Source organism: Croceivirga thetidis (genome assembly GCF_012272815.1).
Lineage (GTDB): Bacteria > Bacteroidota > Bacteroidia > Flavobacteriales > Flavobacteriaceae > Croceivirga > Croceivirga thetidis.
The window spans coordinates 1,664,803-1,690,459 of the sequence record NZ_JAAWWL010000002.1 but is presented as its reverse complement, the minus strand read 5'-3'; the positions used below and the strand labels follow the sequence as shown (position 1 = coordinate 1,690,459).

The 25,657-nt window shown below is 39.4% G+C and carries 16 protein-coding genes, 1 tRNA gene and 1 rRNA gene; 12 read left to right on the top strand and 6 right to left on the bottom strand.

The annotated features are described in order from the left end of the window. The first annotated feature begins 172 nt into the window (after nt 1-172). Nucleotides 173-284: ribosomal RNA gene (rrf, locus tag HCU67_RS15320) — 5S ribosomal RNA — on the top strand. 298 nt (nt 285-582) lie between these two features. Continuing rightward, nucleotides 583-1,020: a plastocyanin/azurin family copper-binding protein gene (locus HCU67_RS15315; RefSeq protein WP_168553457.1), complete on the top strand. Its 438-nt coding sequence runs from the start codon at nt 583-585 to the stop codon at nt 1,018-1,020. A gap of 106 nt (nt 1,021-1,126) precedes the next feature. Here the strand turns inward: HCU67_RS15315 and HCU67_RS15310 are convergent, their stop codons facing one another. From HCU67_RS15310 to HCU67_RS15300, 3 genes are all read right to left on the bottom strand, one after another. Then, a complete protein-coding gene (locus tag HCU67_RS15310) occupies nt 1,127-2,593 on the bottom strand; it encodes a glutamate synthase subunit beta (RefSeq protein ID WP_168553456.1) in 1,467 nt (488 codons plus the stop codon). 9 nt (nt 2,594-2,602) lie between these two features. Next, the gene (gltB, locus tag HCU67_RS15305; RefSeq protein WP_168553455.1) at nt 2,603-7,108 is read right to left on the bottom strand and encodes a glutamate synthase large subunit; all 4,506 of its coding nucleotides are present in this window, start codon (nt 7,106-7,108) and stop codon (nt 2,603-2,605) included. Nucleotides 7,109-7,366: 258 nt separating this feature from the next. Next, nucleotides 7,367-8,509 (bottom strand): acyl-CoA dehydrogenase, encoded by a 1,143-nt coding sequence (locus tag HCU67_RS15300; RefSeq protein WP_168553454.1) that lies wholly within the window; start codon nt 8,507-8,509, stop codon nt 7,367-7,369. 202 nt (nt 8,510-8,711) lie between these two features. On the opposite strand from HCU67_RS15300, the gene nhaD reads away from it, so the two are divergent. From nhaD to HCU67_RS15255, 9 genes are all read left to right on the top strand, one after another. Next, entirely contained in the window at nt 8,712-10,037 is a 1,326-nt protein-coding gene (nhaD, locus tag HCU67_RS15295; protein ID WP_168553453.1) for a sodium:proton antiporter NhaD, read from the top strand. Nucleotides 10,038-10,092: 55 nt separating this feature from the next. After that, entirely contained in the window at nt 10,093-10,785 is a 693-nt protein-coding gene (locus HCU67_RS15290; protein ID WP_168553452.1) for a MotA/TolQ/ExbB proton channel family protein, read from the top strand. Nucleotides 10,786-10,794: 9 nt separating this feature from the next. Next, the gene (locus tag HCU67_RS15285; protein ID WP_168553451.1) at nt 10,795-11,181 is read left to right on the top strand and encodes an ExbD/TolR family protein; all 387 of its coding nucleotides are present in this window, start codon (nt 10,795-10,797) and stop codon (nt 11,179-11,181) included. Nucleotides 11,182-11,226: 45 nt separating this feature from the next. Next, nucleotides 11,227-12,138 (top strand): energy transducer TonB, encoded by a 912-nt coding sequence (locus HCU67_RS15280; protein WP_168553450.1) that lies wholly within the window; start codon nt 11,227-11,229, stop codon nt 12,136-12,138. Next, a complete protein-coding gene (locus HCU67_RS15275) occupies nt 12,138-13,349 on the top strand; it encodes a glutamate ligase domain-containing protein (protein WP_168553449.1) in 1,212 nt (403 codons plus the stop codon). The genes HCU67_RS15280 and HCU67_RS15275 overlap by 1 nt, the downstream gene beginning before the upstream one ends. Nucleotides 13,350-13,410: 61 nt before the next feature. Beyond that, nucleotides 13,411-13,485 (top strand) — tRNA-Val (locus tag HCU67_RS15270). Nucleotides 13,486-13,636: 151 nt separating this feature from the next. Beyond that, nucleotides 13,637-15,637, top strand: coding sequence for a protein-disulfide reductase DsbD family protein (locus HCU67_RS15265; RefSeq protein WP_246865795.1), 2,001 nt, complete (start codon nt 13,637-13,639; stop codon nt 15,635-15,637). Nucleotides 15,638-15,798: 161 nt separating this feature from the next. After that, nucleotides 15,799-17,523: a GMC family oxidoreductase gene (locus tag HCU67_RS15260; protein ID WP_168553448.1), complete on the top strand. Its 1,725-nt coding sequence runs from the start codon at nt 15,799-15,801 to the stop codon at nt 17,521-17,523. 3 nt (nt 17,524-17,526) lie between these two features. Beyond that, entirely contained in the window at nt 17,527-18,249 is a 723-nt protein-coding gene (locus HCU67_RS15255) for a gluconate 2-dehydrogenase subunit 3 family protein (protein WP_168553447.1), read from the top strand. Here the strand turns inward: HCU67_RS15255 and HCU67_RS15250 are convergent. Continuing rightward, a complete protein-coding gene (locus tag HCU67_RS15250) occupies nt 18,246-20,015 on the bottom strand; it encodes an arylsulfatase (protein WP_168553446.1) in 1,770 nt (589 codons plus the stop codon). The genes HCU67_RS15255 and HCU67_RS15250 overlap by 4 nt on opposite strands. Before the next feature lie 100 nt (nt 20,016-20,115). On the opposite strand from HCU67_RS15250, the gene HCU67_RS15245 reads away from it, so the two are divergent. After that, nucleotides 20,116-20,526 (top strand): 6-pyruvoyl trahydropterin synthase family protein, encoded by a 411-nt coding sequence (locus tag HCU67_RS15245; protein ID WP_168553445.1) that lies wholly within the window; start codon nt 20,116-20,118, stop codon nt 20,524-20,526. A gap of 3 nt (nt 20,527-20,529) precedes the next feature. On the opposite strand, the gene HCU67_RS15240 is transcribed toward HCU67_RS15245, so the two are convergent. Then, nucleotides 20,530-23,844, bottom strand: a complete 3,315-nt coding sequence (locus tag HCU67_RS15240; protein WP_168553444.1) for a VCBS repeat-containing protein — start codon at nt 23,842-23,844, stop codon at nt 20,530-20,532. A gap of 95 nt (nt 23,845-23,939) precedes the next feature. Next, nucleotides 23,940-25,652 (bottom strand): RagB/SusD family nutrient uptake outer membrane protein, encoded by a 1,713-nt coding sequence (locus HCU67_RS15235; RefSeq protein WP_168553443.1) that lies wholly within the window; start codon nt 25,650-25,652, stop codon nt 23,940-23,942. Nucleotides 25,653-25,657: the final 5 nt, after the last annotated feature.

Genomic DNA, 25,657 nt, shown 5'->3' with positions numbered 1-25,657 from the left:
TGCCCGTATGCTTGCGCATGCCCCTCGCAAGTTCCTTATACTTGAATAAGTTGTGTGAACTTACACACGTTCCTTCACCCGATTCATGTGCACGATAAGTGCACCTTTCCATATGTCACGATACTGTCCTTGGCAACATGCCAAGGGATACCGGTAAAGACCGGTACAAATCTTAGGTGGCCATGGCGACGGGGCCCACCCCTTCCCATACCGAACAGGGTAGTTAAGCCCGTCAGCGCCGATGGTACTGCCACACCAGGTGGGAGAGTAGGTCGCCGCCTTCTTCGAACCCCGACTCATATCAGAGCCGGGGTTTTTTTATACCTTGTACTGAGTATTGAATTGGGCATTGACTGTCCACCTAATAATCCATGTTTCTTTTTAAGCTTCAGAGATAGCCTAATCATTCTTATATACAGATTGTCAAGATGTTAGCTATGTATAACTTCTAATGGATTTGACTCGAGGATATATTAAAATTTGTTAAAAATTCCGACGGGTTGAAATTTAAATTAAGAAGTACGACCTAATGGACACCTAAACAATTAGGTCAAGAAAATTAACACATAAAAAATTAGAAGAATGAAAAATTTAATTGTTGTGCTTGTTTTGGCACTAAGTGCAAACATCTATGCTCAAGATGCCATGAAAGATAACATGATGTCTAAAAAAGGGGACAAAATGATGAAGAAAGAAGCTATGATGGACAAAGCACCAAAAACTATTGCTTTGGAACAAACATCAGGAGAGTTCACCCAAAAACAAATTACCGTAACAGAGGGAACTTACGTTTTTGAGATTAGCAATAATGGCATTGACCATAATGTTGGTTTTGTTTTAGTGAAAAAAGGTGAAGATATCTCAAATCCTGAAAATCATATTCAAACAGCTTATGTAACCAAACCGGTTGGAACCGATAGTAAGCAAAATTCTAAGCCTACCACTTTAGAAAAAGGGGAGTACGTTTACTTTTGCCCTTTAAACCCAACAAGTACTGATAACACATTGATTGTAAATTAATTAGTGATTATTTCTATACCCATAAAAAACCCTTCTTTTTTAAAGAAGGGTTTTTTGTTTAATATAATCTTGGATTTATTTATATAGCAACACAAAAAATTTGTACTTAAAGCCTCGGTAAATCTCCCGATCCTTTTAATGGTAATTCTGAATTGCCCATTAAAAATGAATCTATATGGTGTGCAGCTTCACGGCCTTCAGAGATTGCCCAAACAATTAGTGATTGCCCCCTTCTTTGATCACCTGCAACAAAAATACCCGGCACATTGGTTCTAAAATTGTCGGTTGAGGCTTTGATGTTGGTTCGATTATCCATTTCAAGTCCCAATTGTTCTGCTACTGTGGTTTCTGAACCTGTAAACCCCAAGGCCAACAAGACTAATTCAGCTTTCCATTCTTTTTCAGTGCCGGGTAGTTCTTTCAATACTGGTCGTTGACCGGGCTTAATTTCCCATTCAACTTCCACTGTTTTTAATGCTTTTAAGTTTCCTTTTTCGTCGCCAATGAATTCTTTGGTTGATATACTGAAAACGCGTTCTGCACCTTCTTTATGTGAAGAGCTTGTACGTAATCTCATTGGCCAAAATGGCCAGGGTTGATTCACAGGTCTATCTGTGGTTGCCATTGGCATGATTTCAAAGTTCGTTACGGATTCTGCTCCATGTCTAATTGAGGTGCCAATACAATCTGACCCAGTATCACCACCACCAATTACAATTACATTTTTATTTGTAGCCAAAATTTCTTCTCCCAAATCTTTAATTCCGTCAACCCTACGGTTGTTTTGAGGAAGAAAATCCATCGCTTGAACAACACCATTCAACTCAGCTCCTTGAATAGGTAATTTTCTCCTAACAGTTGCACCGCCACTCAATAAAACTGCATCGTATTCACTTTTTAATTCCTTCGCGTCTACATCAACCCCAACGTTGACACCAGTTTTGAAAACAATGCCCTCTTCTTCAAGAATTTGCAATCTACGATCAATCACATGCTTTTCCATTTTAAAATCTGGAATACCATACCGCAACAATCCACCAATTTTTTCATCCCTTTCGTAAACCGTTACTTCATGACCCGCTCTATTCAATTGTTGAGCTGCAGCCAAACCTGCAGGACCTGATCCTATGACGGCCACTTTTTTTCCAGTTTTCTTAGAAGGAGGATTTGCTTTGATCCATCCGTTGGAAAAGGCGGTTTCAACAATGTTTTTTTCAATGTTTTCGATGGATACTGGGTCTTCGTTAATACCCAATACGCATGCTTCTTCGCAAGGCGCCGGACAAAGTCTTCCTGTAAACTCAGGAAAATTATTGGTAGAATGTAAAATTTCGGTAGCTTTTTCCCATTTTCCCTGATAGACTGCATCATTAAAGTCAGGAATTAAATTACCTAATGGACAACCACTATGACAAAACGGAATTCCACAATCCATGCAGCGTGCACCCTGATTCTTTAATTCTTTCTCCTTTAAGGGTTCTGTGAATTCCTTATAATTTTTTATTCGTTCTTGAACGGGAACATAAGCTTCGTCCACACGATCAAATTCCATAAATCCTGTTGTCTTTCCCATTACTTTAAATTATAAAGTTTCCATTTTCTCTTTTTCCAATCGAATCAATGCCTGTCTGTATTCTTCAGGGAATACCTTTATAAATTTCGGTAGGAATTCTTCCCATTTTTCTAAAATCCGTTGGGCCAATGGACTCATTGTGGCGTTGTAGTGATTCTCAATCAGTCCTTTTAGTTCCATTATATCCTTGTCATCTTCTACTGATAGTAAGTTCAAGGTGTCATTTTTACACTTTTTCTTGAAGTTGTTTTGAGTATCAAGAACAAATGCAATTCCTCCACTCATTCCTGCCCCAAAATTTCTGCCAACTTCCCCAAGGATTACGGCAACACCTCCAGTCATATATTCACATCCGTGATCGCCGATTCCTTCTACTACAGCCTTCGCTCCTGAATTTCGAACACAAAAACGCTCTCCAGCTTTACCATTTATATAGGCTTCTCCTGCTGTTGCACCGTACATTGCCACGTTACCAATGATGATGTTCTCCTCCGGAATTATGGTCGATTTAAATGGAACTTTTACAACTAACTTGGCTCCACTTAACCCTTTTCCTATGTAATCATTGGTATTACCATTAACAATCATGGTTAGGCCTTTGGTTGCGAATGCACCAAAACTTTGGCCTGCTGACCCGGTAAAATTCAATCTTAGCGTATTCTCAGGCAGACCTTCGGCTCCATATATTTTTGATATTTCATTACTGATTATAGCTCCTACCGCACGGTCTGTATTCTTAATTGGAAAATCAAGGGCAATTTTTTCTTTTCTAAATAAAGCTGGGTGTGCCTTAGCAATAATGTCAAATTCTATTGAATCCTCAATATGATGTTCCTGTTTCGTGGTATTATAGAGCTTGGTCTCTTGAGGAACTTCAACTTGATATAGTATTGGTGTCAAATCGATACCGGATGCTTTAAAGTGTTCGATAGCACTTTTTCTATCTAACTTATGTACTTGTCCAACCATCTCGTCAACGGTTCTAAAACCAAGTTTAGCCATGATTTCCCTAAGCTCTTGAGCAACGAAATACATATAGTTCACTACATGTTCCGGCTTGCCTTTGAATTTTTTGCGCAATTCTGGATTTTGGGTAGCAATACCGACTGGGCAAGTGTTCAAATGGCAAACACGCATCATTATACAACCAGAAGCGACCAAAGGTGCGGTTGCAAACCCAAATTCTTCAGCTCCTAACAAGCAGGCAATGGCCACATCTCGCCCCGTTTTTAATTGACCATCACATTCCAAAACAACCCGATTTCTAAGGTCATTTAGTACAAGTGTTTGTTGGGCTTCGGCAATACCGAGTTCCCAGGGTAAACCTGCGTGCTTTAACGAAGTAAGTGGTGAGGCACCAGTGCCGCCATCGTGACCCGATATCAATATGACATCTGCCTTGGCCTTGGATACTCCAGCAGCAACTGTACCCACACCTACTTCTGAAACTAGTTTTACATTAATTCGTGCTTCGCGATTCGCTGATTTTAAGTCATAAATCAGCTGTGATAAATCTTCAATAGAATAAATATCATGATGGGGAGGAGGGGAAATAAGACCAACATAGGGTGTTGAATTTCTGGTCTTGGCAATAGCCGGATTCACTTTTGGTCCTGGCAACTGTCCACCTTCACCTGGTTTGGCCCCTTGAGCCATTTTAATCTGAATTTCTTTGGCATTAGACAAATAATTAGACGACACCCCAAATCTACCTGAAGCTACCTGCTTTATAGCACTGTTTTTCCAGTCTCCGGTTTGGTTCTTGTAAAAACGTTCTGGGTCTTCACCTCCTTCACCAGAATTACTTTTACCGCCAATACGATTCATGGCAATGGCCAAATTTTCATGGGCTTCTTTACTGATACTCCCATAGGACATTGCACCAGTTTTAAACCGCTTTACAATCTCAGTCCACGGCTCAACTTCATCCAAAGGGATAGGGTCGTAATTTGAGAATTCAAATAGGCCACGAATGGTCATTAGGCTTTTCGATTGTTCATTTACTAGTGCAGAGTATTCTTTGTAAGTGGTTGGTTCGTTGTTTCGAACGGCTTTTTGAAGCTTAGCAATGCTTAACGGGTTAAATAAGTGTTTTTCTCCATCTCTTCTCCAACGGTATTCCCCACCAATTTCTAAATCTAGGTTAGCATTGATTTTTTGTTGTACAAATGCTTTGTTATGACGTTTTGCGGCCTCTTTCTCCAATTCGTATAAGCCAACTCCTTCAATTCTTGTTGGGGTATTTGGAAAGTATTTTTCGACAACTTTAGTGTTGATTCCGATACATTCGAACAATTGTGAACCGCGATAGGAATTAAGGGTTGAAATACCAATTTTGTTCATGACTTTTAAGATGCCCTTGCCAACAGCTTTGTTATAGTTGTTGATCGCCTCTTCAAAGGTCACATCGGTCAAATCGCCAGCTTCCAATTGTTGGCCAATTATCTCGTTTACTAAGTAAGGATTTATAGCGCTAGCCCCAAATCCGAAGAGCAGTGCAAAATGGTGAACTTCTCTTGGCTCGGCTGATTCAACGATAATGCTAAGACGTGATCTTTTTTCAAGTTTTCGTAAACCACTATTTACAAATGACGTCGCCAATAAAGCCGGAATGGCCGCTAATTCTTTGCTCACCATACGATCCGACAGGATAATAATGTTGGCGCCTTCATCTACCGCTTTTGACGCTTGTTGCAAAACACTTTCCAATGCATCTTCTAAGCCATTGGCGCCTTTACTGATTTCATATAAAATTGAAATCGATACTACCTTATAATCAGGGCTGCTATCATAGTTCTTTATTTTATCCAAATCCTCTTTCGATATGACAGGGTTTTGAATCTTAAGCTTTCTACAATGTAGTTCTGAGAAGTCAAAAATATTGTGGTCGCTACCAAGGGTGAGGCTAATATCACAAATCATTTCTTCACGTATACCATCCAATGGTGGGTTGGTAACCTGTGCAAAAAGTTGCTTGAAATAGTTGTAGACCAATTGTGGGCGCTCAGAAAGTACAGCAATGGGGGTGTCTGCACCCATAGATCCAATGGGCTCCTTACCATTTTTAGCCATTGGTAAAATAATGGTATTGATATCCTCCATTGTGTAACCAAAGGCCGAACGACGAGTTTCTAAAGGGAATTCCCCGAGGAATACCGGACACTCGTTGTAGGGAATATCACCCAAATGCACCAAGTTATTTTTTAACCATTTTTCATAAGGATGTTTACTCGCAATTTTTTCTTTTATCTCCTCATCATTGATGATTCGACCTTCTTCCATGTTCACCAAGAACATTTTGCCCGGTTCCAGTCGGCCATGGAATTCAATGTTTTCTGGCTCTAAATCGACGACCCCAGTTTCCGAAGACATGATAACATAACCATTTTTGGTTACCGAATACCTAGAAGGTCGCAATCCATTTCTGTCCAATACAGCACCAATATAGTTTCCGTCAGTAAATGGTATGGAGGCTGGCCCATCCCAGGGTTCCATCATACAGGAGTGATATTCATAAAATGCCCTTTTTGCAGAAGACATTTCTTCATTTTTTTCCCAGGCCTCAGGTACCAAAAGCATCATTACTTCTGGTAAGGAACGTCCTGTCATCAAAAGTAATTCCACTACCATGTCCATTGATGCAGAATCTGACTTAGAAGGCAATACAACAGGTAGAATTTTCTTGATGTCATCACCAAACCAATCACTGGTCATTAACTCTTCTCGTGAACGCATCCGGGCTACGTTACCTCTTAATGTGTTGATTTCGCCATTATGGCACATGTAACGGAAGGGTTGCGCCAAATCCCAAGTAGGAAAAGTGTTCGTTGAGAATCTTTGGTGAACCAAAGCCAAACGAGTCACCACCCTTGGGTCCAATAAATCTTCATAATACCTACTAATATCGTTCGGCATTAGCAGCCCTTTAAATATTATAATCTTAGTAGATAGGCTTGGCAAGTAGAAGAAACCACTTTGTGAGAGCTTTGAAGCACTTATCGCATGTTCAGTAACCTTTCTGGCGATGAACAATTTGATGTTGAATTGAAAATCATCAATATCATCTGATTTGCCAATAAAAATCTGTTTAACAAAAGGTTCTGTCTCTGATGCAATTCTTCCAGGTACTGAACGATTAACGGGAACATCTCGCCACCCTAATAATTCTAATCCTTGTTTTTTGATGTTTTCCTCAAATAGCTCAATGCAGAAAATTCGTTGATTCTCTTTTTTAGGAAGGAAAACATTTGCCACGGCATAATTCCCGGCTTCTGGTAATTCAAACCTGCAGGTATCAGTAAAGAATTCATGTGGAATATCAATTAAGATTCCCGCTCCATCACCTGTTTTTCCATCAGCACTAACAGCACCACGATGTTCCAACTTATCCAGAATCTCCAATGCCTTGTGAATTATATCATTGGATTTCTTTCCTTTCAAACTGCATATAAAACCAGCACCACAATTGTCGTGCTCAAATTCAGGCAAATAAAGCCCCTGTTTTTCTATCGCCATACCTAACAGATTTGCTCAAAAATAAACTTATCATTGAGTAATTCGTAGCAATTCTGAGGTATTGCAAAAGAATCATCAAACTTTAAAATGATATGTTAAATATTGTGCAAGTTGATAATTTGAAGCGGTCAATATTTTCAATCTGCTAATTGGAGTAGGTAAAAAAGTGAAAACCTGCCAAAAGACAGGTCTTGTAATTGTAATTTACAATAAGATTTTATTCACCCCCTAAAAAAAGGAGGGTGGTCTGAAAATTAATTAACTTTTTAAAACGCTTCTCGAAATAACGATTTTCTGAATCTCAGAAGTTCCCTCATAAATCTGGGTGATTTTAGCGTCTCTCATTAATCGTTCTACATGATAGTCCTTCACAAAACCATTGCCCCCATGAACTTGAACAGCTTCGACGGTCACCTCCATAGCTACTTCAGAGGCGTAAAGTTTGGCCATTGCGCCTGAAAGATCATAATTATTGCCATTGTCCTTGTCCCATGCCGCTTGATAAACCATATTTCGGGCTGCTTGGATTTTGGTATGCATGTCGGCCAACTTAAATGCTATGGCTTGATGATTTGAAATTTCGGTACCGAATGCCTTCCGTTCCTTCGAATATTTTAGGGCTAATTCGTATGCTCCGGCAGCAATACCAAGTGCCTGTGCTGCAATACCAATACGACCTCCTGCCAAAGTCTTCATAGCGAACTTAAAGCCGAAACCATCTTCACCGATACGATTTTCCTTCGGAACTTTTACATCGTTGAAGATTAGGGAATGGGTGTCACTACCGCGTATGCCCAGTTTATTCTCCTTGGGTCCAATTTCAAAACCCTCCATTCCTTTTTCGACAATTAAGGCGTTAATGCCTCTATGGCCTTTTTCTCTGTCGGTTTGAGCGATTACCAAATAAACCTCTGCTGAGCTTCCATTGGTAATCCAATTTTTTGTGCCGTTTAGAACATAATGGTCCCCTTTATCTATGGCTGTTGTTTTCTGTGAGGTTGCATCGCTCCCTGCTTCTGGTTCTGAAAGACAAAAAGCACCTATGATTTCTCCACTGGCCAATCGGCTAAGGTATTTCTGTTTTTGTTCTTCAGTTCCGTAGGTTTCTAATCCCCAACAAACCAATGAATTGTTTACTGATACGATAACCGAGCATGAAGCATCGATTTTTGATAATTCTTCCATTGCCAAGACATAGGAAAGCGTATCAAGTCCACTACCATTGTATTTTGAATCAACCATCATTCCCATAAAGCCCAGTTCTCCCATTTTTTTAACTTGTTCCGCCGGAAATTGTTGGGCATCGTCACGTTCAATAATACCAGGTAGCAGCTCGTTCTGTGCAAAATCTCGTGCCGCTTGTTGAATCATTAACTGTTCTTCATTAAGGGAGAAATCCATACTTAAAAGGTTGCAATTTATTTAGGGCAAAGATAGCCCTATTTTTAATGTTATGCGTGCATAATAAATTTATGTACCAATAAATTCGATATCATGTTTTCCTTAAAAAATAGGTTTTATCTATAGCAGTATTTTCCATATCTTTTGCATCCCAAAAGGCATTTTGGGAAGTAACTAACTATCCTTTAAAAGACACTAGATAATGGAAACGATAATTATCCTCATCTTCTTGCTTGGTTATCTGCAAATTACGCTCGAGCACAATCTAAAAATTGACAAACTGATACCTGCCCTCGGAATGATGGCAGCCCTTTGGGCAATTATCGCACTCTGGCACTTACCTGTTTTTGAAGTAAATGCAGAACTAAAGGAACTGGAACCAACCCACATCGAAGAAATTCTCTTGCATCATCTGGGTAAGACTTCCGAGATTTTGATTTTCCTTCTTGGAGCGATGACAATCGTTGAAATTATCGACTATTTCGATGGCTTCGCAGCAATAAAAAGTTATATAAAAACCCGTAGCAAGCGAAAGTTACTTTGGATATTTTCAATTCTAGCGTTTATCCTCTCGGCAATTATTGACAATCTCACTGCAACAATTGTGTTGATTACCATTCTGCAAAAAGTTATTCGCGATAGGGAAACCAGATTATGGTTTGCCGGTTTGATAATCATCAATGCGAATGCAGGCGGTGCATGGTCGCCCATCGGTGACGTGACGACCACAATGCTCTGGATAGCGGGTAAGGTTGAGGCAGGTTCTTTAGTGCTCCGTGTTTTATTACCCTCTATCGTGTGTATGATTGTCCCAACTATTATCGCCAGTAGGTTTAAAGTATTCAGTGGTGAAGTTGATGTAGAGGAAAAAGCTGAAGGCTCCAAATCTAAATATGGACCTAGAATGTTGTACTTAGGCTTAGGAATGATCGTATTCGTGCCGTTCTTCAAAACAATCACCCACTTACCACCATATGTAGGTATGATGTTCTCATTGGCGGTAGTTGCCACCTTTGCAGAAATTTATAGTAATAAGAAAATAAGTATTACCTCGGTCAATACGGAGAGTCAAGAGGAAGCGCACCATAGCCCAGTTCATGCGGCTTTAACGCATATTGAAATGCCGAGTATATTATTTTTCTTGGGTATTTTAATGGCGGTGGCGGCTTTAGAATCCTTAGGATATCTATTTACCTACGCGGAGCAATTAAATCAGGCGATTCCTTCAAGGGATGTTGTTGTAATGCTTCTTGGCGCGGGATCCGCAGTCATTGATAATGTGCCATTAGTTGCAGCGAGTATGGGTATGTTCTCTGAACCATTGGATGATTCACTATGGCATTTTATCGCCTATGCTGCTGGTACAGGTGGTAGTATGTTGATTATAGGTTCTGCTGCCGGAGTAGTTGCCATGGGTATGGAAAAGATTGATTTTTTCTGGTACCTTAAGAAAATAGCATGGTTGGCTTTAATCGGATTTGTGGCTGGTGCTTTGGTTTTCATTGCAATGCGCGATTTTCTTTTCTAACATAATTTTCAATTGAAATCCCCGTTATAAGAGCAACTAAAATTGGGGATCACATATGAGTTTACTTCAAGATGCGGTAGCTTCAGAAGCTGCTGACACCGTAATTTCAGAAGAAAAAACACTTTCCGTCGTTGATTTAATATTGAACGGAGGTGCAGCTAGTACGGTAATTGTTATCGTACTTTTCGTCTTACTTTTCGTTGCATTATATATCTATTTCGAACGGACTTTTGCGATTAGTGCTGCATCAAAAATCGATAAGAACTTCATGAACCAGATTCGTGATCATGTCATGAATGGAAAACTTGAAGCGGCAAAATTACTTTGTGCCCAAACAGACTCGCCAGTCGCCCGTCTTACTGAAAAAGGCGTTGCACGAATTGGCAAGCCTTTGGATGACATCAATACCGCCATCGAAAACGCGGGTACTCTAGAGGTGTACAAGTTGGAAAAGAATGTCAATATTTTGGCAACCGTAGCAGGTGCTGCGCCGATGATAGGGTTTTTAGGAACCGTAATTGGTATGATTTTGGCTTTTCATGAAATGGCCAGTAGTGGCGGTCAGGCTGAAATGGGTTCATTGGCTTCTGGAATCTATACTGCCATGACCACGACCGTTGCGGGTTTGATAGTGGGCATTATTGCATACATTGGCTATAACCATTTGGTGGTAAGAACGGATAAAGTCGTGCATAAAATGGAGGCCAATGCGGTTGATTTCCTTGATTTATTGAACGAGCCTATATAAACTTGATAAATGAAGTTAAAAGGTAGAAATAAGGTTAGTCCAGAGTTCAGTATGTCTTCAATGACAGATATTGTATTTCTGTTATTGGTATTTTTCTTATTGACGTCTAACGCCCCAAATGCGTTGGATTTATTGCTTCCAAAAGCGAAAGGAAAGTCGACCAACACGCAGAATGTTTCCGTTACAATTGACAAGAACCTTCGCTATTTTGTTAATAGTGAACAAATCAATAGTGAATATATCGAGGTTGAACTAAAAAAGGCCCTTGAGGGTCAAGACAAGCCTACGATTATTCTAAGGGCAGAAGAAAGCGTTGCAATAAAGGAAGCAGTCAATGTAATGGATATTGCCAATCGTAATAATTACAAGGTAATTTTAGCGGTTCGGCCGAAGTAAGCCTATATTGAAGAACACAATATTATCAATCTCGATAATCGAGTAATGCCTTTTTTAGACACGAGACACAAGAAAAAATCATTCACGCTCACCACTTTTTTGTTGAGTGCACTTCTTCTTTTATTGTTCTACATAGGTCTGACCTATTTTGACCCTCCAGAAGAAAGTGGTATCGCCATTAATTTTGGCACTATGGATTTTGGAAGTGGTAAGCAACAACCGTTGGAACCAATCAAATCCACACCACAAAACAAACCGGTCCCCCCAGAAGAACCTGATGTTCAAGAAGAGGTTGTCGAAGAACAAACGCAACCAGAAGTTGCTAAAGAAGAGGTCGTTGAAAAAGAACAACCCACAGAAAAGGTATTGACACAGGAGAGTGAAGAATCCATTCGAATAAGACAACAGAAAGAAGCAAAACGGAAGGCGGAGGAAGCTGCTGAAAAGGCAAGGGCTGAAGCAGCACGTAAGGCGCGTGAAAAACGTGAAGCTGAAGAGAGAAAACGACAAGAAGAGGCCGCCAAAAAGGAAAAGTTGGATGCGTTGATAGGTGGTATCGGAAAGTCTGATGGAAATGCTACAGGCAGCGAAGGTGATGATAACAGGCCTGGTGACAAAGGGAATCCTCAAGGTGACCCTTATGCAACTACATATTATGGAGCTCCTGGTTCAGGAAGCGGAGGCGGGGGCTATGGATTAAATGGGCGGTCTCTTGCGGGACGCACTATCGTGAAGCCCGAATGTAATGAAGAGGGCCGAGTTGTAGTAAGAATTAAAGTAGACAGAAACGGGCGTGTCGTTGAAGCAACGCCGGGAGTCAAAGGGACAACGAATGCTGCCACTTGCTTAATGGAACCTGCCAGAAAAACAGCAATGTCGCATCGTTGGAATGCAGATTCAAAAGCTCCATCTCAACAGACAGGCTTTGTGGTGGTGAACTTCAAATTAGGCCAATAGTGACCTATCAAGAAACTTTGGATTGGATGTTTGCCCAGCTTCCAATGTACCAACAAAAGGGGAAGGCTGCGCTCAACCATAAACTCGACAAAACCATTGGTTTTGATTCCCATTTAAATCATCCTCACAAGCAATTTAAATCCATCCATGTTGGGGGTACCAATGGTAAAGGTTCTTGCAGCCATATGATGGCTTCGGTCCTACAAGAGGCTGGTTACAAAGTTGGACTATACACTTCCCCACATCTAAAAGATTTTCGTGAACGAATCAAGATAAATGGGGAACCTGCCTCTCAAGATTATGTTGTACAATTTATTCTGGAACACAAGGATTTTTTGGAAAAACACCAGCTGTCATTTTTTGAAATGACCGTTGGTATGGCATTTAATTATTTTGCTAATGAGAAAGTAGATATAGCCATTATCGAAGTTGGATTGGGGGGAAGATTGGATTCAACTAATATTATTAGTCCTGAAGTTTGCTTAATTACGAATATAGGTCTTGATCATACGTACATATTGGGTGATACTTATGAAAAAATCGCATTGGAAAAAGCAGGAATTTTTAAAAGGAACACACCAGTAGTGATTGGGGAGAAAAGTTTGAAGACAGCATCTATTTTTGAAATGATTGCAGCACAAAAAAAGGCTCCAATAGTCTTTGCAGAAGATTTTCTGCAAAGCGCATATCAAACCGATTTATTGGGAGGCTATCAGGAAAGAAATGTTAAGAGTGCTGTTGCAACTTTAAAGCAATTAAAAGGGTTTTATTTTTCGGAACAACATTTGGCGGATGGTTTAACCAATGTCGTTGAAAATACTGGACTTTTGGGTAGGTGGCAGCAATTAGGGAGTAATCCGAAAGTGATTTGTGATACAGCACATAATAAAGAAGGCCTTGAATTGGTGCTTAGTCAACTGGCTAATGAGAAAGTAGAAAAAGTACATTTTGTTATAGGCTTTGTCGCTGATAAGAATGTCGATGATTTACTAAAATTGTTTCCAACAGATGGTATCTATTACTTTACAGCGCCCAAAATTTCAAGGGCTTTAGATAACAAGGTTTTGGCAGAAAAGGCAGAGCACGCCTTGCTGAGAGGGAATAAGTATCCATCAGTAATAGAAGGACTCAACAAAGCTAAAAGTAAGGCAGGCTCAAATGATATTATTTTTGTTGGCGGTAGCACTTTTGTTGTGGCTGAAGCCATTTAAAATTTTCAAATTTTCTTGTGGGTTAACAGAAAAATGATGCTATATTTGCACTCCCTTTTTGGGGCGCGTAGCTCAGTTGGTTCAGAGCACCTGGTTTACACCCAGGGGGTCAGGGGTTCGAATCCCTTCGCGCCCACAGAAATTTAAGCCTTCGAATCCTCGAGGGCTTTTTTATTTTCAACCAATTTAGGATTGGTTATTTTTAACGACTAAACCCGTCAATTCTATGATCTTACATAGAGTTTCTTAATTTTTGACGTTAGTTGTCTGTAATCAGTAGCATAAGTATGAAATTCAAAGCCTTCTTTTTTCTGACCATCCTCATGTTTGTTAGCAATACTTGGGGCCAATTATACGAGCCTGTTGAATGGTCGACTTCTATTAATAAAATAGGAGATAATGACTTTGAATTGATTACCAATGCAACTATCGAATCAGGTTGGCATTTATATTCGCAGCATGTTCCTGAAGACGGTCCTATACCAACCACGTTTTATTTTGAAGAGTTAGAAGGCAGATTTGAACTTGTTGGTGAAACACAAGAAGAAGAAGGTCATACTATTTTGGATCCCGTTTTTGAAATGGAAATCAAATATTTTGAAGATGCGGTTCAATTCAAACAGCGAATAAAAACCCTTTCGACTATAAATGTTGTTAATGCATTTGTAGAATTTATGGTCTGCGATGACGAAAAATGTCTCCCACCTACCGAAGTGGAATTGGTATTTGAATTAACTGATGAAGTAGAACACCAAAATCAGGAAGAGAAGTTTGCCAACGAAACCGAAAATTCTATTAAAGAGGAAGTAATTCCTAATTCTGATAAAACAAAAAACCAAGGTCTTTTTACAATTTTCTTTATCGCATTCCTATCCGGTTTTGCTGCTTTATTAACGCCCTGTGTTTTTCCAATGATTCCTTTAACGGTTAGTTTTTTTACCAAACAAAGCCAAAACAAAGCTGCAGGCATCCGTAATGCTATTTTTTATGGACTTTCTATAATTGTGATTTATGTCCTTTTAGGAACTGCGGTTACAGCAATTTTTGGTGCTGATTCACTAAATGCCTTGGCCACTAATATTTGGTTCAATCTCATTTTCTTTTTGTTGTTGGTAATATTTGCAGTTTCCTTTTTGGGTGCTTTTGAAATTAACTTACCAAGTTCATGGGCCAATAAAATTGATGAGCAATCCTTCAAAAGGGGTGGCCTAGTAGGTATATTCTTTATGGCCTTAGCCTTAGCAATTGTATCGTTTTCATGCACAGGTCCTATTGTCGGTACTTTATTGGTTGAGGCAGCATCTAAAGGGGGAATTGCCCCAGTAGTTGGTATGTTAGGTTTTTCTCTGGCTATTGCATTACCATTTGCATTATTTGCCGCGTTTCCTGGGTGGTTGAATTCGCTTCCAAAGTCTGGTGGTTGGTTGAATACAGTAAAGGTCGTACTCGGGTTCTTAGAGTTGGCTTTGGCACTAAAATTTTTGTCCCAAGCGGACTTAGTACTTCAGCTGCAATTGCTGGAACGCGAGGTGTTCATCGCGATTTGGATTGCAATTTTTGGTGCATTGACCCTTTATTTATTTGGTAAGATTCAACTACCTCATGATTCACCAATCACACATATTTCAGTGGGTAGGTTGGGATTAGGGCTTTTGACTTTAAGTTTTACTATTTATCTCATTCCTGGTATGTGGGGTGCACCATTAAATCTTATTAGCGCATTTCCTCCGCCATTGGAATACAGCGAATCTCCTTATGGAGTTGGAAATTCAAATGGAACAGGAAGTGCAATTCTGGGAACCGATTTAGAACTTCCGAATGGGGGTCACCTTTTAGCTCCCCATAACATTTTGACATTTAATGATTATGACAAGGGACTGGCTTATGCTAAAAAAGTTAATAAACCGGTTATGATTGATTTTACAGGTTGGGCCTGTGTCAATTGCCGTAAAATGGAACAGAACGTTTGGCCTAAACCTAAGGTACTCGATATACTAAAAAATAAAATTGTATTGGTTTCCCTTTATGTTGACGACAAAAGATCGTTGCCAGCAAATGAGGTTACAGAATCGCAATTGAGACCGGGTAAAAAATTAAAGTACATCGGTCAAAAGTGGAGCGAACTTCAAACAATTCGTTACAAAGCAAATTCGCAACCTTTTTATGTTTTAATGAACCACGATGAACAAAATTTAATTGACCCTATTGCATACACCCCAGATGTAGACGAGTACTATGATTGGCTAGTTCAGGGTATAGATAACTTTAATATGAATACAGCCAATTAGGACGATTTTAATCCATATTGATTAAATATTCTTCTCAAAGTTTTTGATTTTATCGTTTCGAATTTTGATAAAATCGTACGCCCTTTAAGCGATTTTTTTGTGTTACCTTAATCCTAGAAAATTGCTTTTTTGCAATCCCTAAAATTTTCAAACTAATCAATATGCAAATAATTGAAGAATCCACCATTTACGATGCCATTATCGTTGGGTCCGGTGCTGGTGGTGGTATGGCGACAAAAGTCTTGGCAGATGCCGGCTTAAAGGTAGCTGTGGTTGAAGCAGGTCCTTTTTTTGACCCTGCTGACCCAGAACAGAAAACCCAACTGCGCTGGCCATATGAATCTGAACGTCGTGGTTCAGGAACCCGATACAGGCCATTTGGTGATTTTGATGCTGCCTACGGGGGTTGGGATATTGAAGGAGAACCGTATACCCATGTTGAAGGAACTAAGTTTAATTGGTTTCGTTCCCACATGTTGGGAGGTCGAACCAATCACTGGGGTAGAATTTCACTAAGATTTGGCCCAAAAGATTTCAAAGGAAGGGACCGCGATGGTTATGGGGATAATTGGCCCATTGGTTATGAAGATGTCAAACCATACTATGACAGGGTTGATAAATTGATTGGTGTATTTGGTACTAATGAAGGATTGGCCAATGACCCAGATGGTTTTTTTCTACCACCCCCAAAACCTCGTTTACACGAATTATTTTATATAAATGCCGCTAAAAAGAGCGGAGTTCCTGTTTATCCCTCAAGAATGTCAATGTTGACCAAGAGGATAAACAATGAACGTGGGGTTTGTTTTTATTGTGGTCAGTGTGGAAGAGCCTGCCAGGTTTATGCAGACTTTTCGGCTGGAACCTGCTTAATATTTCCAGCACAGAAAAGCCGCGGTCAAGTCGACCTATTTGTGAATTCTGTAGTGCGTGAAGTAACAACCAATGACGAAGGCAAGGCTACAGGAGTATCTTATATCAATAAAGAAGACCGCAAAGAATATAAATTAAAGGGTAAGACAGTTATTTTGGCAGCTTCAGCTTGTAGTACAGCCCGGATTTTGATGAATTCAAAAAGCAAACAACATCCTAATGGATTGGGCAATAGTAGTGACCATGTTGGGAAATATCTGCACGATTCAACTGGTGCGGATAGGGCGGCCTTTATTCCAGATTTGATGAATAGAAAAGTCAGTTATAACGAAGATGGCGTTGGGGGCATGCATGTTTATTCACCATGGTGGGGTGACAATTCAAAGTTGGATTTCCCTAGGGGGTATCACCTTGAGATTTGGGGAGGAATGGGTATGCCCAGTTATGGAACTGGATTTAACGTAAATGATTTCAACAAGTTTTTTGGAACCAAAGCTGGAGGATATGGCGATATACTGAGAAGCGATTTAAAAAAGTATTACGGAGCCGTGGTCGGTATTTCTTCAAGGGGAGAAGCAATCGCACGAAAAGAAAACTACTGTGAAATTGACCCTTCCGTTGTAGATGAATGGGGTATTCCTGTTTTACGCTTTCATTACAAGTGGTCTGATTTGGAGCGAAACCAAGCAAAACATGCCCATAACGTGTTCGAAGAGATATTGACGAACATGGGTGGTGAGCTTTTGGGTGAGAAGCCTGGTGCCGAAAAGGATTATGGTCTGCACACACCAGGTAATATTATACACGAAGTAGGAACAACGAGAATGGGGGACAATCCCAAAACATCGGTCACAAATAAATACAATCAACTACATGATGTAGATAATGTTTTTGTCATGGATGCAGGTGTATTTACTTCTCAGGCAGATAAAAACTGCACATGGACCATTTTGGCACTTTCCTGGAGAGCTTCGGAATATGTTGTTGATCAATTAAAAAAGCAAAACATTTAAGCCATGGATAGAAGAAAAAGTTTAAAATCGATAATGTTGGGTTCTGTGGCTACAGGATTGGCTGCCACCGGCTGCAAACCTGGTGAAAAAACAACTGATGTATCAGAAACCCTTGCCCATGAGCCTGTAAAATGGCGAACAAAATATGAGAATAAGATTCTAGAGGAAATTAAGAGTGAAGACAATTTCTTCAATGATCATCAACGGGAAACAATGACCGTGTTGTGTGATTTAATTCTTCCAGCGACGGAAAACTATAAAGCGGCATCAGATGTTGATGTAGTCGGATTCATTGATTTTATGGCCCGAGATCGAGAATCGGAAGCCATGCAAACTGACCTAAAAGGTGGTCTTATGTGGTTAGATCATAAATGCAACACCGAAAATGGTGTGGAATTTAAGGGTGCGACCGAAGCACAGCAAAAAGAAATATTGGACACCATTGCCTATTATGACCCTGAAGTTCCTGAAAGTGAACGACCCTTTGAAGTCAATTTCTTTTCCATGGTCAGAAATATGACCATGACTGGTTTTTACACTTCAAAAATTGGAATTGAAGAGTTAGGTTACAAAGGAAATATGCCCAATGTATGGAATGGTGTTCCAGATGATGTTTTAGAACAACACGGAGTGTCTTACGACCCTGAATGGTTGGCAAAATGCGTAGATCAAAGTAAAAGAAATACTATAGCCGAATGGGATGAAAATGGTAATCTATTGACTTAAGGGTTGAGCTTTTCAAATTGAAGTAATCTGAAATCGATTGTCTGTCCATTTATGATATTCGGAGAAGTTAAAGTCAATAGATTGGTGCCTTCTGTTAGCTCAATTTCTCCCATTACAATTGGTATGAAATCTTTTACATACGATTCAATTCGTGGTGATTTATCGTGCTCCATTCCCTTCAGTGGGGGGTCATGTGCATCTTTAATAATTGTTGAAAGTTTTTGATTTCCCCAATTTAACTGTACTTGAGAACCAACATGTTCAGCTTTACAGGTATAATACATTTCTACCTTATAAATACCGGCTGAAAGTACTTTTATTGGCCAAGTGATGGAATCGGTAGTCTTGGTCCAATTGGTAAAAAACGAATCATTTGGCCATCGATTACTTCTAATTATATTCCCGTACGGTGTGCCATCCCTAGCAGGTATTTGGGTGAATGTAGCGTTTTTATACCCCAATGTAAAAGGCTCAGGATTTTTGGTGGCTTCTGAAATTAAGGATTGCGCTTCCCAAGCTCTTCTTATTTCGATGAGAGAATCTACCAGAAACTTGTTATCGTTGGAAATATCAACATGCTGACCCAAGTCATTGTTCATGTCAAATAGTCGATTTTCATTATCCAACCTGTAGTTTTGAGTTCTAAGACTGGTTTTTCCATTCCAATGATTAAAAATAGTTCTAGGTTCAACGAAACCACCCGAACCTAAGACCAATGAGGATAAATCGTTTCCGTCAATAATTAAGCCATCATCTGGTAATTGGGCTAAGTTTGTTAATGTTGGCAGTAAATCAATTGCTCCCGCTATTTCAGAAATACGTATTCCCTTTTGAATTTTTCCAGGCCATTGCATAAAGAAAGAGGTTTTGACCCCACCTTCATCCGTGCTACCTTTTTTTCCTTTCAAACCTCCATTCCATCTATTCGAATTTGGTCCATTATCCGATAAAAAGACTACAATGGTATTACTATCAAGCTCTAAGTCTTTTAGACTATTCATTAACCTTCCGACGTTCCAATCCACGTTCTCGACCATTGATAAAGCAGCCCTTGAAAAGTTTTCATCTTCAATTTCTTCATTATGGTGCTTCATCTTAAGTTCTTTTGATTCGAACTTTTTCCAGTATTCGTCGGGAACTTGCATTGGTGAATGTGGGGTATTTACTGGGATATATAGAAAGAAAGGATTCTCCTTATTGTGATTTACGAAATCAATCGCTTTGCTAAAAAGGTTGTCGGGTAAGAACCCTTCTCCTTTTACAATTTTACCATTATGCTCCAATAATGGGTCAAAATAGTTGCCCCAGTGCCCAGAACAAAAGCCATAATAATCATCAAATCCTCTTGAATTTGGGTGGTAAGGCGGTTGCATACCATTATGCCATTTCCCATAAGCTGCAGTGGTATATCCATTTTTTTTAAAAATCTCAGCAATTGTCGGAACACCCAACCGCATTCGTTCCCCACCTTCAGACGTGCTATAAACACCAAGTTTAGAATGGTAAATACCTGTTAGTAGTTCTGCACGAGTAGGAGAGCATACTGGTTGAACAAAAAAGTTATCAAAACTAACCCCGTTAAGGCCTAAAGAATCAATGTTCGGTGTGTTGAGGTTCGTATTACCGTTAAAGCTTAAATCTCCCCATCCTTGATCGTCCGTAAGTATTACAATAATATTTGGCCGTGCAGGATCACTTTTCTTTTTTGAACAGTTGGTAAGGCATAGGCTAATTAGAATTAAGATGGCAATTCGTGTATTTTTCATATCTCACTAATTCATCAATATGACTTATAATTTGAATGGTAATTCTGTAATGTACAATCTTTTTAAAATAACTTTGCATCCATTTTAATCATTTACTTATATGATTGCAACAATCTGTCGAAAAGCCCATTTTAATGCAGCCCATAGATTATATAATCCGAACTGGAGTCAGGATAAAAACATTGAAGTTTTCGGAAAATGTAATAGTCCTTTTTATCACGGGCATAATTTTGATTTAGAGGTAAGAATAAGGGGAGAGGTAAATCAGGAAACAGGCTTTGTAATGGACTTAGCCGTTTTAGGCAAGCTCATTAAGACAGAAATAGAAGAACGCTTTGACCACAAAAATTTAAATGAAGACTGCCCCGAATTTGAGGGTATTCAGCCTTCTACTGAAAATTTTGTGAAGATTATCTATGACTTGCTCAAACCTAATCTTGAAAAAAATCAGTTGTTGCACATTACGCTTCATGAAACCCAAAAGAATTCTGCTGAGTATGGTGACTGGTAGCTATTAGTTCAGTTTCTCTACAAACTGCAGATAATCTGAGTTTTTAGCAACTATAATGACAGGCTTGCCATTTACAGTTAATTCAGCCATGTCTTTGACATCACCTGGAATATATAAACCGATATCCCGGTTTTTTAAAGGGGTGAAACCACCCTTTCCGTTTCCTTTTAGCAAAATACCGTTGCTACCATCATTTCTGGGTGTTTCAACTTCCGTAGCATAAAGATTGCCGGCTAGAAGTGCGTCTAGACTACCGTCACCATCAAAGTCTTCAACTAAAATTTTGTGAGTTGAAGAGACTTGTGCTTCGTTTGGAAGTTGCCTAATATTAAAAGTCCCGTTATCATTTTCCAAATAAACACTTGCAAATGATTTTACCTGGTAATGCAGGGAATTGTCCAATTCATTTTCAGTGTATACATCCTCTAAAGTTGCTTGTGAAAAAGTCTCATAATTTTCGAACTTCTTTTTAATTGCTGGCATCTGTTGCGAAGAACATTCACGACCTCTTAAAGGGAACTGTTCTCCTTCATTAAAATAGCTGAGAACTATATCGTTAGTATTGTTTTTGTCAAAATCATTGAAAAAGATGTCGAAGGTTTCATTTTCATTGGCTTTATATTTAAAATTCAAGCCGAGATTTCCGGCGATGTAATCCATGTCACCATCATTATCAAAATCTCCTTCTTGAATACTAAACCACCAACCAGATGTGTCTTTGGTCAACATTTTCTTGGATACATCTGTAAAATAACCACCATCATTCTTTAAAAAGACGATAGGCATCCATTCACCAACTAAAACTAAATCAGTCCAGCCATCATTATCAAAGTCCGTCCAGAGTGCGTCTGTTATCATTCCGCGTTTTTCCATCATTGGAGCTAATTTTTGTGTAGCATCAACAAAACCTGGTTTTCCATCTTTGCCTACATTTTCCAATAAATAGCTATTTGCAGGCAATGGATAGCTTCCGGGTACAAGTCTACCACCAACGAACAAGTCAAGGTCTCCATCTTTATCAAAATCGTTGCTATATACCCGCGATCCACTAGTTAACATATTAGGTAAGGCCGTAAAGCTTTTTGTAAAATTTCCTTTTCCGTCATTTAGGTACAATCTGTCCTGTAATGCTGGTGAGTTCGGCGCGAATTCATTTCCACCGCTAACAATATATATATCGTTGTCACCATCATTTTCCACATCAAAAATGTGAATTCCAATATCCTCGGATAATCTATCTTCAATGAAAGCTTCAGTTTTAGATAATGAAAAGGAGCCATTTGGTTTTTGGAGGTAAATTGAAGCGAGCCGACCTGCAGCCCCTCCCGTTACAATATCGTCCAATTTATCGCCGTTCAAATCACCAGTAGCCACATTGGGCCCAAGCATCGATGTCTGATGTGGTAGAAGAATTTCCCTTTGAAAGTCATCAAATAGATTTTCGGTATGTCTATGTTGTACAATATCCGTATGGTCTATGGTATTGAACAAAAAATCTCGATTTTCATTCTCCTTTAAATCTATCAATACCGCATTGGAATATTCAACCGTTAAGTTGGTATTGACGCCTAAATTTTTAATGACCTCTGATTTTTTATCGGGCCAAACAATTAGAATGCTATCCACAGCAGAGGTATTTCCAAGTCCGAAGTGAATTTTAGGTGCGACCGACGATTGAAAACCTCTTGTCAATGTTAATTCTTGAAATTGCAACCCGTTTGCAGCGAATAACGTCACTTTCGTACCGAGGCCATTTTTGTTTTTTTCCGGACCTCTTAAATCAATTGACAGCCAATTGTTTATTTCAGAACTTTTATTTTCAAAAATTGCGGCGGTGTCGTCAATATTATTGGTGACAATCTCTAGGTCACCGTCATTATCTAAATCAACGTAAACCCCACCATTGGAGAAGCCTTTGAATTGTATTCCCCATTCTTCGTTGACCTTATTAAAGGTTAAATCTCCAGTATTTTTGAAAACGAAGTTGTCTATTTTTTCGGAGGGGATTGCGAGTGTCTTGATTAACGTACTATCCTGATGTACTCCATTTTTTTCAATTTCTAAAAAGTAATCTCTATTGTTTATTTCTCTTCTAGTTCCATTAGAGATAAAAATATCTTTTAGGCCGTCATTATCTAAATCGACTATTAAGGGACCCCAACTCCAATCTGTCGATGACACACCAGAAAGTCTAGCGATGTTGCTAAAATCAGGAATCGAATCCAATAGATTGCCATTATTCAATTGCAGGGTGTTTTGCATGTATTGATAATGAAAACCAGAATTAACGGTACTCCAAAAAAGGTTAGGATTCATACTTGCCATGTTCGCCTTGGCACGTCGGTTGATGTTGGCGGTCATATCAACTTGAATAATATCGAGGAGCTTATCGTTGTTGAAGTCTGCAATGTCGACCCCCATACCATAGAAAGCAGTGTTCTTTGTGGAGTTTTTTACTACTTCATCAAATGTACCATCACCATTGTTGATATACATATAGTCTGGTGAGCTAAAATCATTGGAAATATAAATATCGGGCCATCCATCTTTATTCAAATCACCTACAGTTGCACTAAGGGAAAGTCCGAAGGTTTTGAGTCCAGCTGATTCTGTTACATCAACGAATTTACCGTTATCGTTTCTGTATAGATAGTCGGTATCAAGTTCCAATGGAAACTTTTGTTTCATTGCATAATGAAAATTAGGGGAATCAAAGGGTGTGGGAGGGTAATTCGCCAGATATAAATCTAAGTCGCCATCAAGGTCATAGTCAAAAAAAGTACTTTGAACACTATTAGCTTTATTGTCAATACCAAATTTTGAAGCGCTTTCAGTGAATGTATTATCTCCATTGTTTATATATAATTGGTTTTCCTTTGGAGAATACTTTCCGCCAACTGAACAATAGATGTCTAGATAGCCATCATTATTTACGTCGGCCATGGTGGTACCTGTATACCAGCGGTTATCTCCACCAACACCAGCTTTATTAGTAATATCCTCAAATTCAAGATTACCCTTATTCAAATACAGTTTATTTGAGACCATATTACCGGTAAAGAATAAGTCTATTAATCCATCATTATTTATATCACCTGCCGATACCCCACCACCCATATAAATGTAAGCGTAGGTGAAATAGTTAAGGGAATCGTTCTCCGTGAGCTTGTTATTGAAATCTATTCCGGATTTGCTTGATGGTATTTGAGTAAATAACTTATTGGTATCTGAATTTGACGCTGTTTCATTATTTGAACAAGAAAATAAAAAAGCGCAAAAAATCAGCCCTACAAGCGTGTAGCAAGAAGTGTATCTCATAGCAATAAAAACCAATTAAAAGAGGAAACAGGGCTTTTAAAGCCCTGTTTCCACAAAATAATTCAAAATATTTAAATTAACTAAAATCAAATATCCTAGTAGCCTGGGTTCTGAGTTAATGCTCCAGTACTAAGGTCTATAGCTCCAATAGGAATAGGGAACAAATCGTGTTTTGGTTCGTAAGGATTAACAAGTGCTCCAAATCCTGGAATTGTACGTGCTTCGTTTGTGAAGTATTCGGTTAATACCTCTTGAGAAACACCCCATCTTCTTAAATCGAATAAGCGATGTCCTTCCATACCTAACTCTAGCCTTCTTTCAAAACGAACAGCTCTTCTGGCATAATCTGCATCGGGGAAAGAGGCATAAGGCTCAATCACATAGTTTGCAGCATCACCAGAGCCATCAGTGGCCTGAATGTAAGTAGAGTTTTTCGCACGATTACGAATTTGGTTAACGTAGTTCAAGCCTGTAGCCAAGTCCCCTGATTCAACAGCAGCCTCAGCGGCCAATAGCATTACATCAGCAAAACGTAACATGTTGTAGTTTACACCTGAAAGTTGCTGGCCCCAAGCACCGGTTGCTTGTTGTGTACCTGCCTCACTCGCTTGGTATACATTCTTCTTAGGAAGATATGGACCTGAGATATCGTTGTTTGCAAACTTTGCTCTAATCCAAGGATCACCGATGTGCTCGCCGTAACCGTTATAATCAATTCCCCTTCTTCCAACAGTATAATCTGCTCTTGGGTCAAGGTTACCTGCAAAAGGAGTAAAGGCATCGCCTTCAAGTAGACCCCAATCACTATTTACATCACTTTGATTGTAAGTGTCTAATAATGGTAAACCATTGGCATCGGTTTGGAAGGCATTTAACAAATCTTGAGTAGGCTGATAGAATCCACAGCAAGAACCAAAAGGTCCTGGGTTAGGAAAGTTCAATGCACCTACTTGATTAGCATTAAAAGACTGCCCGGAGTCAGTAGTAAATTGAATCTGGAAAACCGATTCAGTTCCATTTTCACCTGCTAATCTGAAGTTATCACCAAATTCAGGTAATAGGGCATATGGTCCGTTATTGATAACATCTTGTAATACGGTTAATGCAGTTCCCCAATCAGACTGGTGCATGTGGGCTCTTCCTAAAAAGGCCTTAGCGGTCCATGAAGTTGGTCGGCCAACGTTACCAGCATCTCTGCTTGCTGGCAAATTGTCTGCTCCATATTGAAAATCTGCTTCTACCTCATTCCAGATTGGACCAGAATTAGGTTGATTAAATTCCGAAGCGGCATAGTTTTCAGCCGACACAAAAGGTACGTTTCCATACATTACTTGTAGTTGGTAGTTCGCTACACCTCTTAAGAAACGAGCCTGAGCCAATTGATCCCCAAAATCTCCAGAATTTTCCAAAGAGTTGATAAGGGCAATAACAGCGTTAGATCTGTTTACTAAAGTGAACAATTCACCCCAACGTGCAAAGAAGTAACCGTTGTTAGAAGACCAGTTCATAAGCTCTATAGCCGCTAAATCTGCCTGATCATCATTTGTACTTCCTTTGTGGGCATCATCAGATAGCGCATCAATCCACCAGTTGTCTGCAGCACGCCCCCATCCATTTCCGAATCCGTTTGCACTCACAGCATTTAATGAAGAATACGCTCCAGTTAACAATAAATCCACACCAGTATCATTCGCTAGTGCATCGTCCGAAAGTGCTCCAACAGCTGGAGATTCGGTAAACTCATCGCTACAGCCAATTATAATGGCAAGTAGCACAAAACATAAACTAATTAAATTCCTCTTTTTCATCTTTT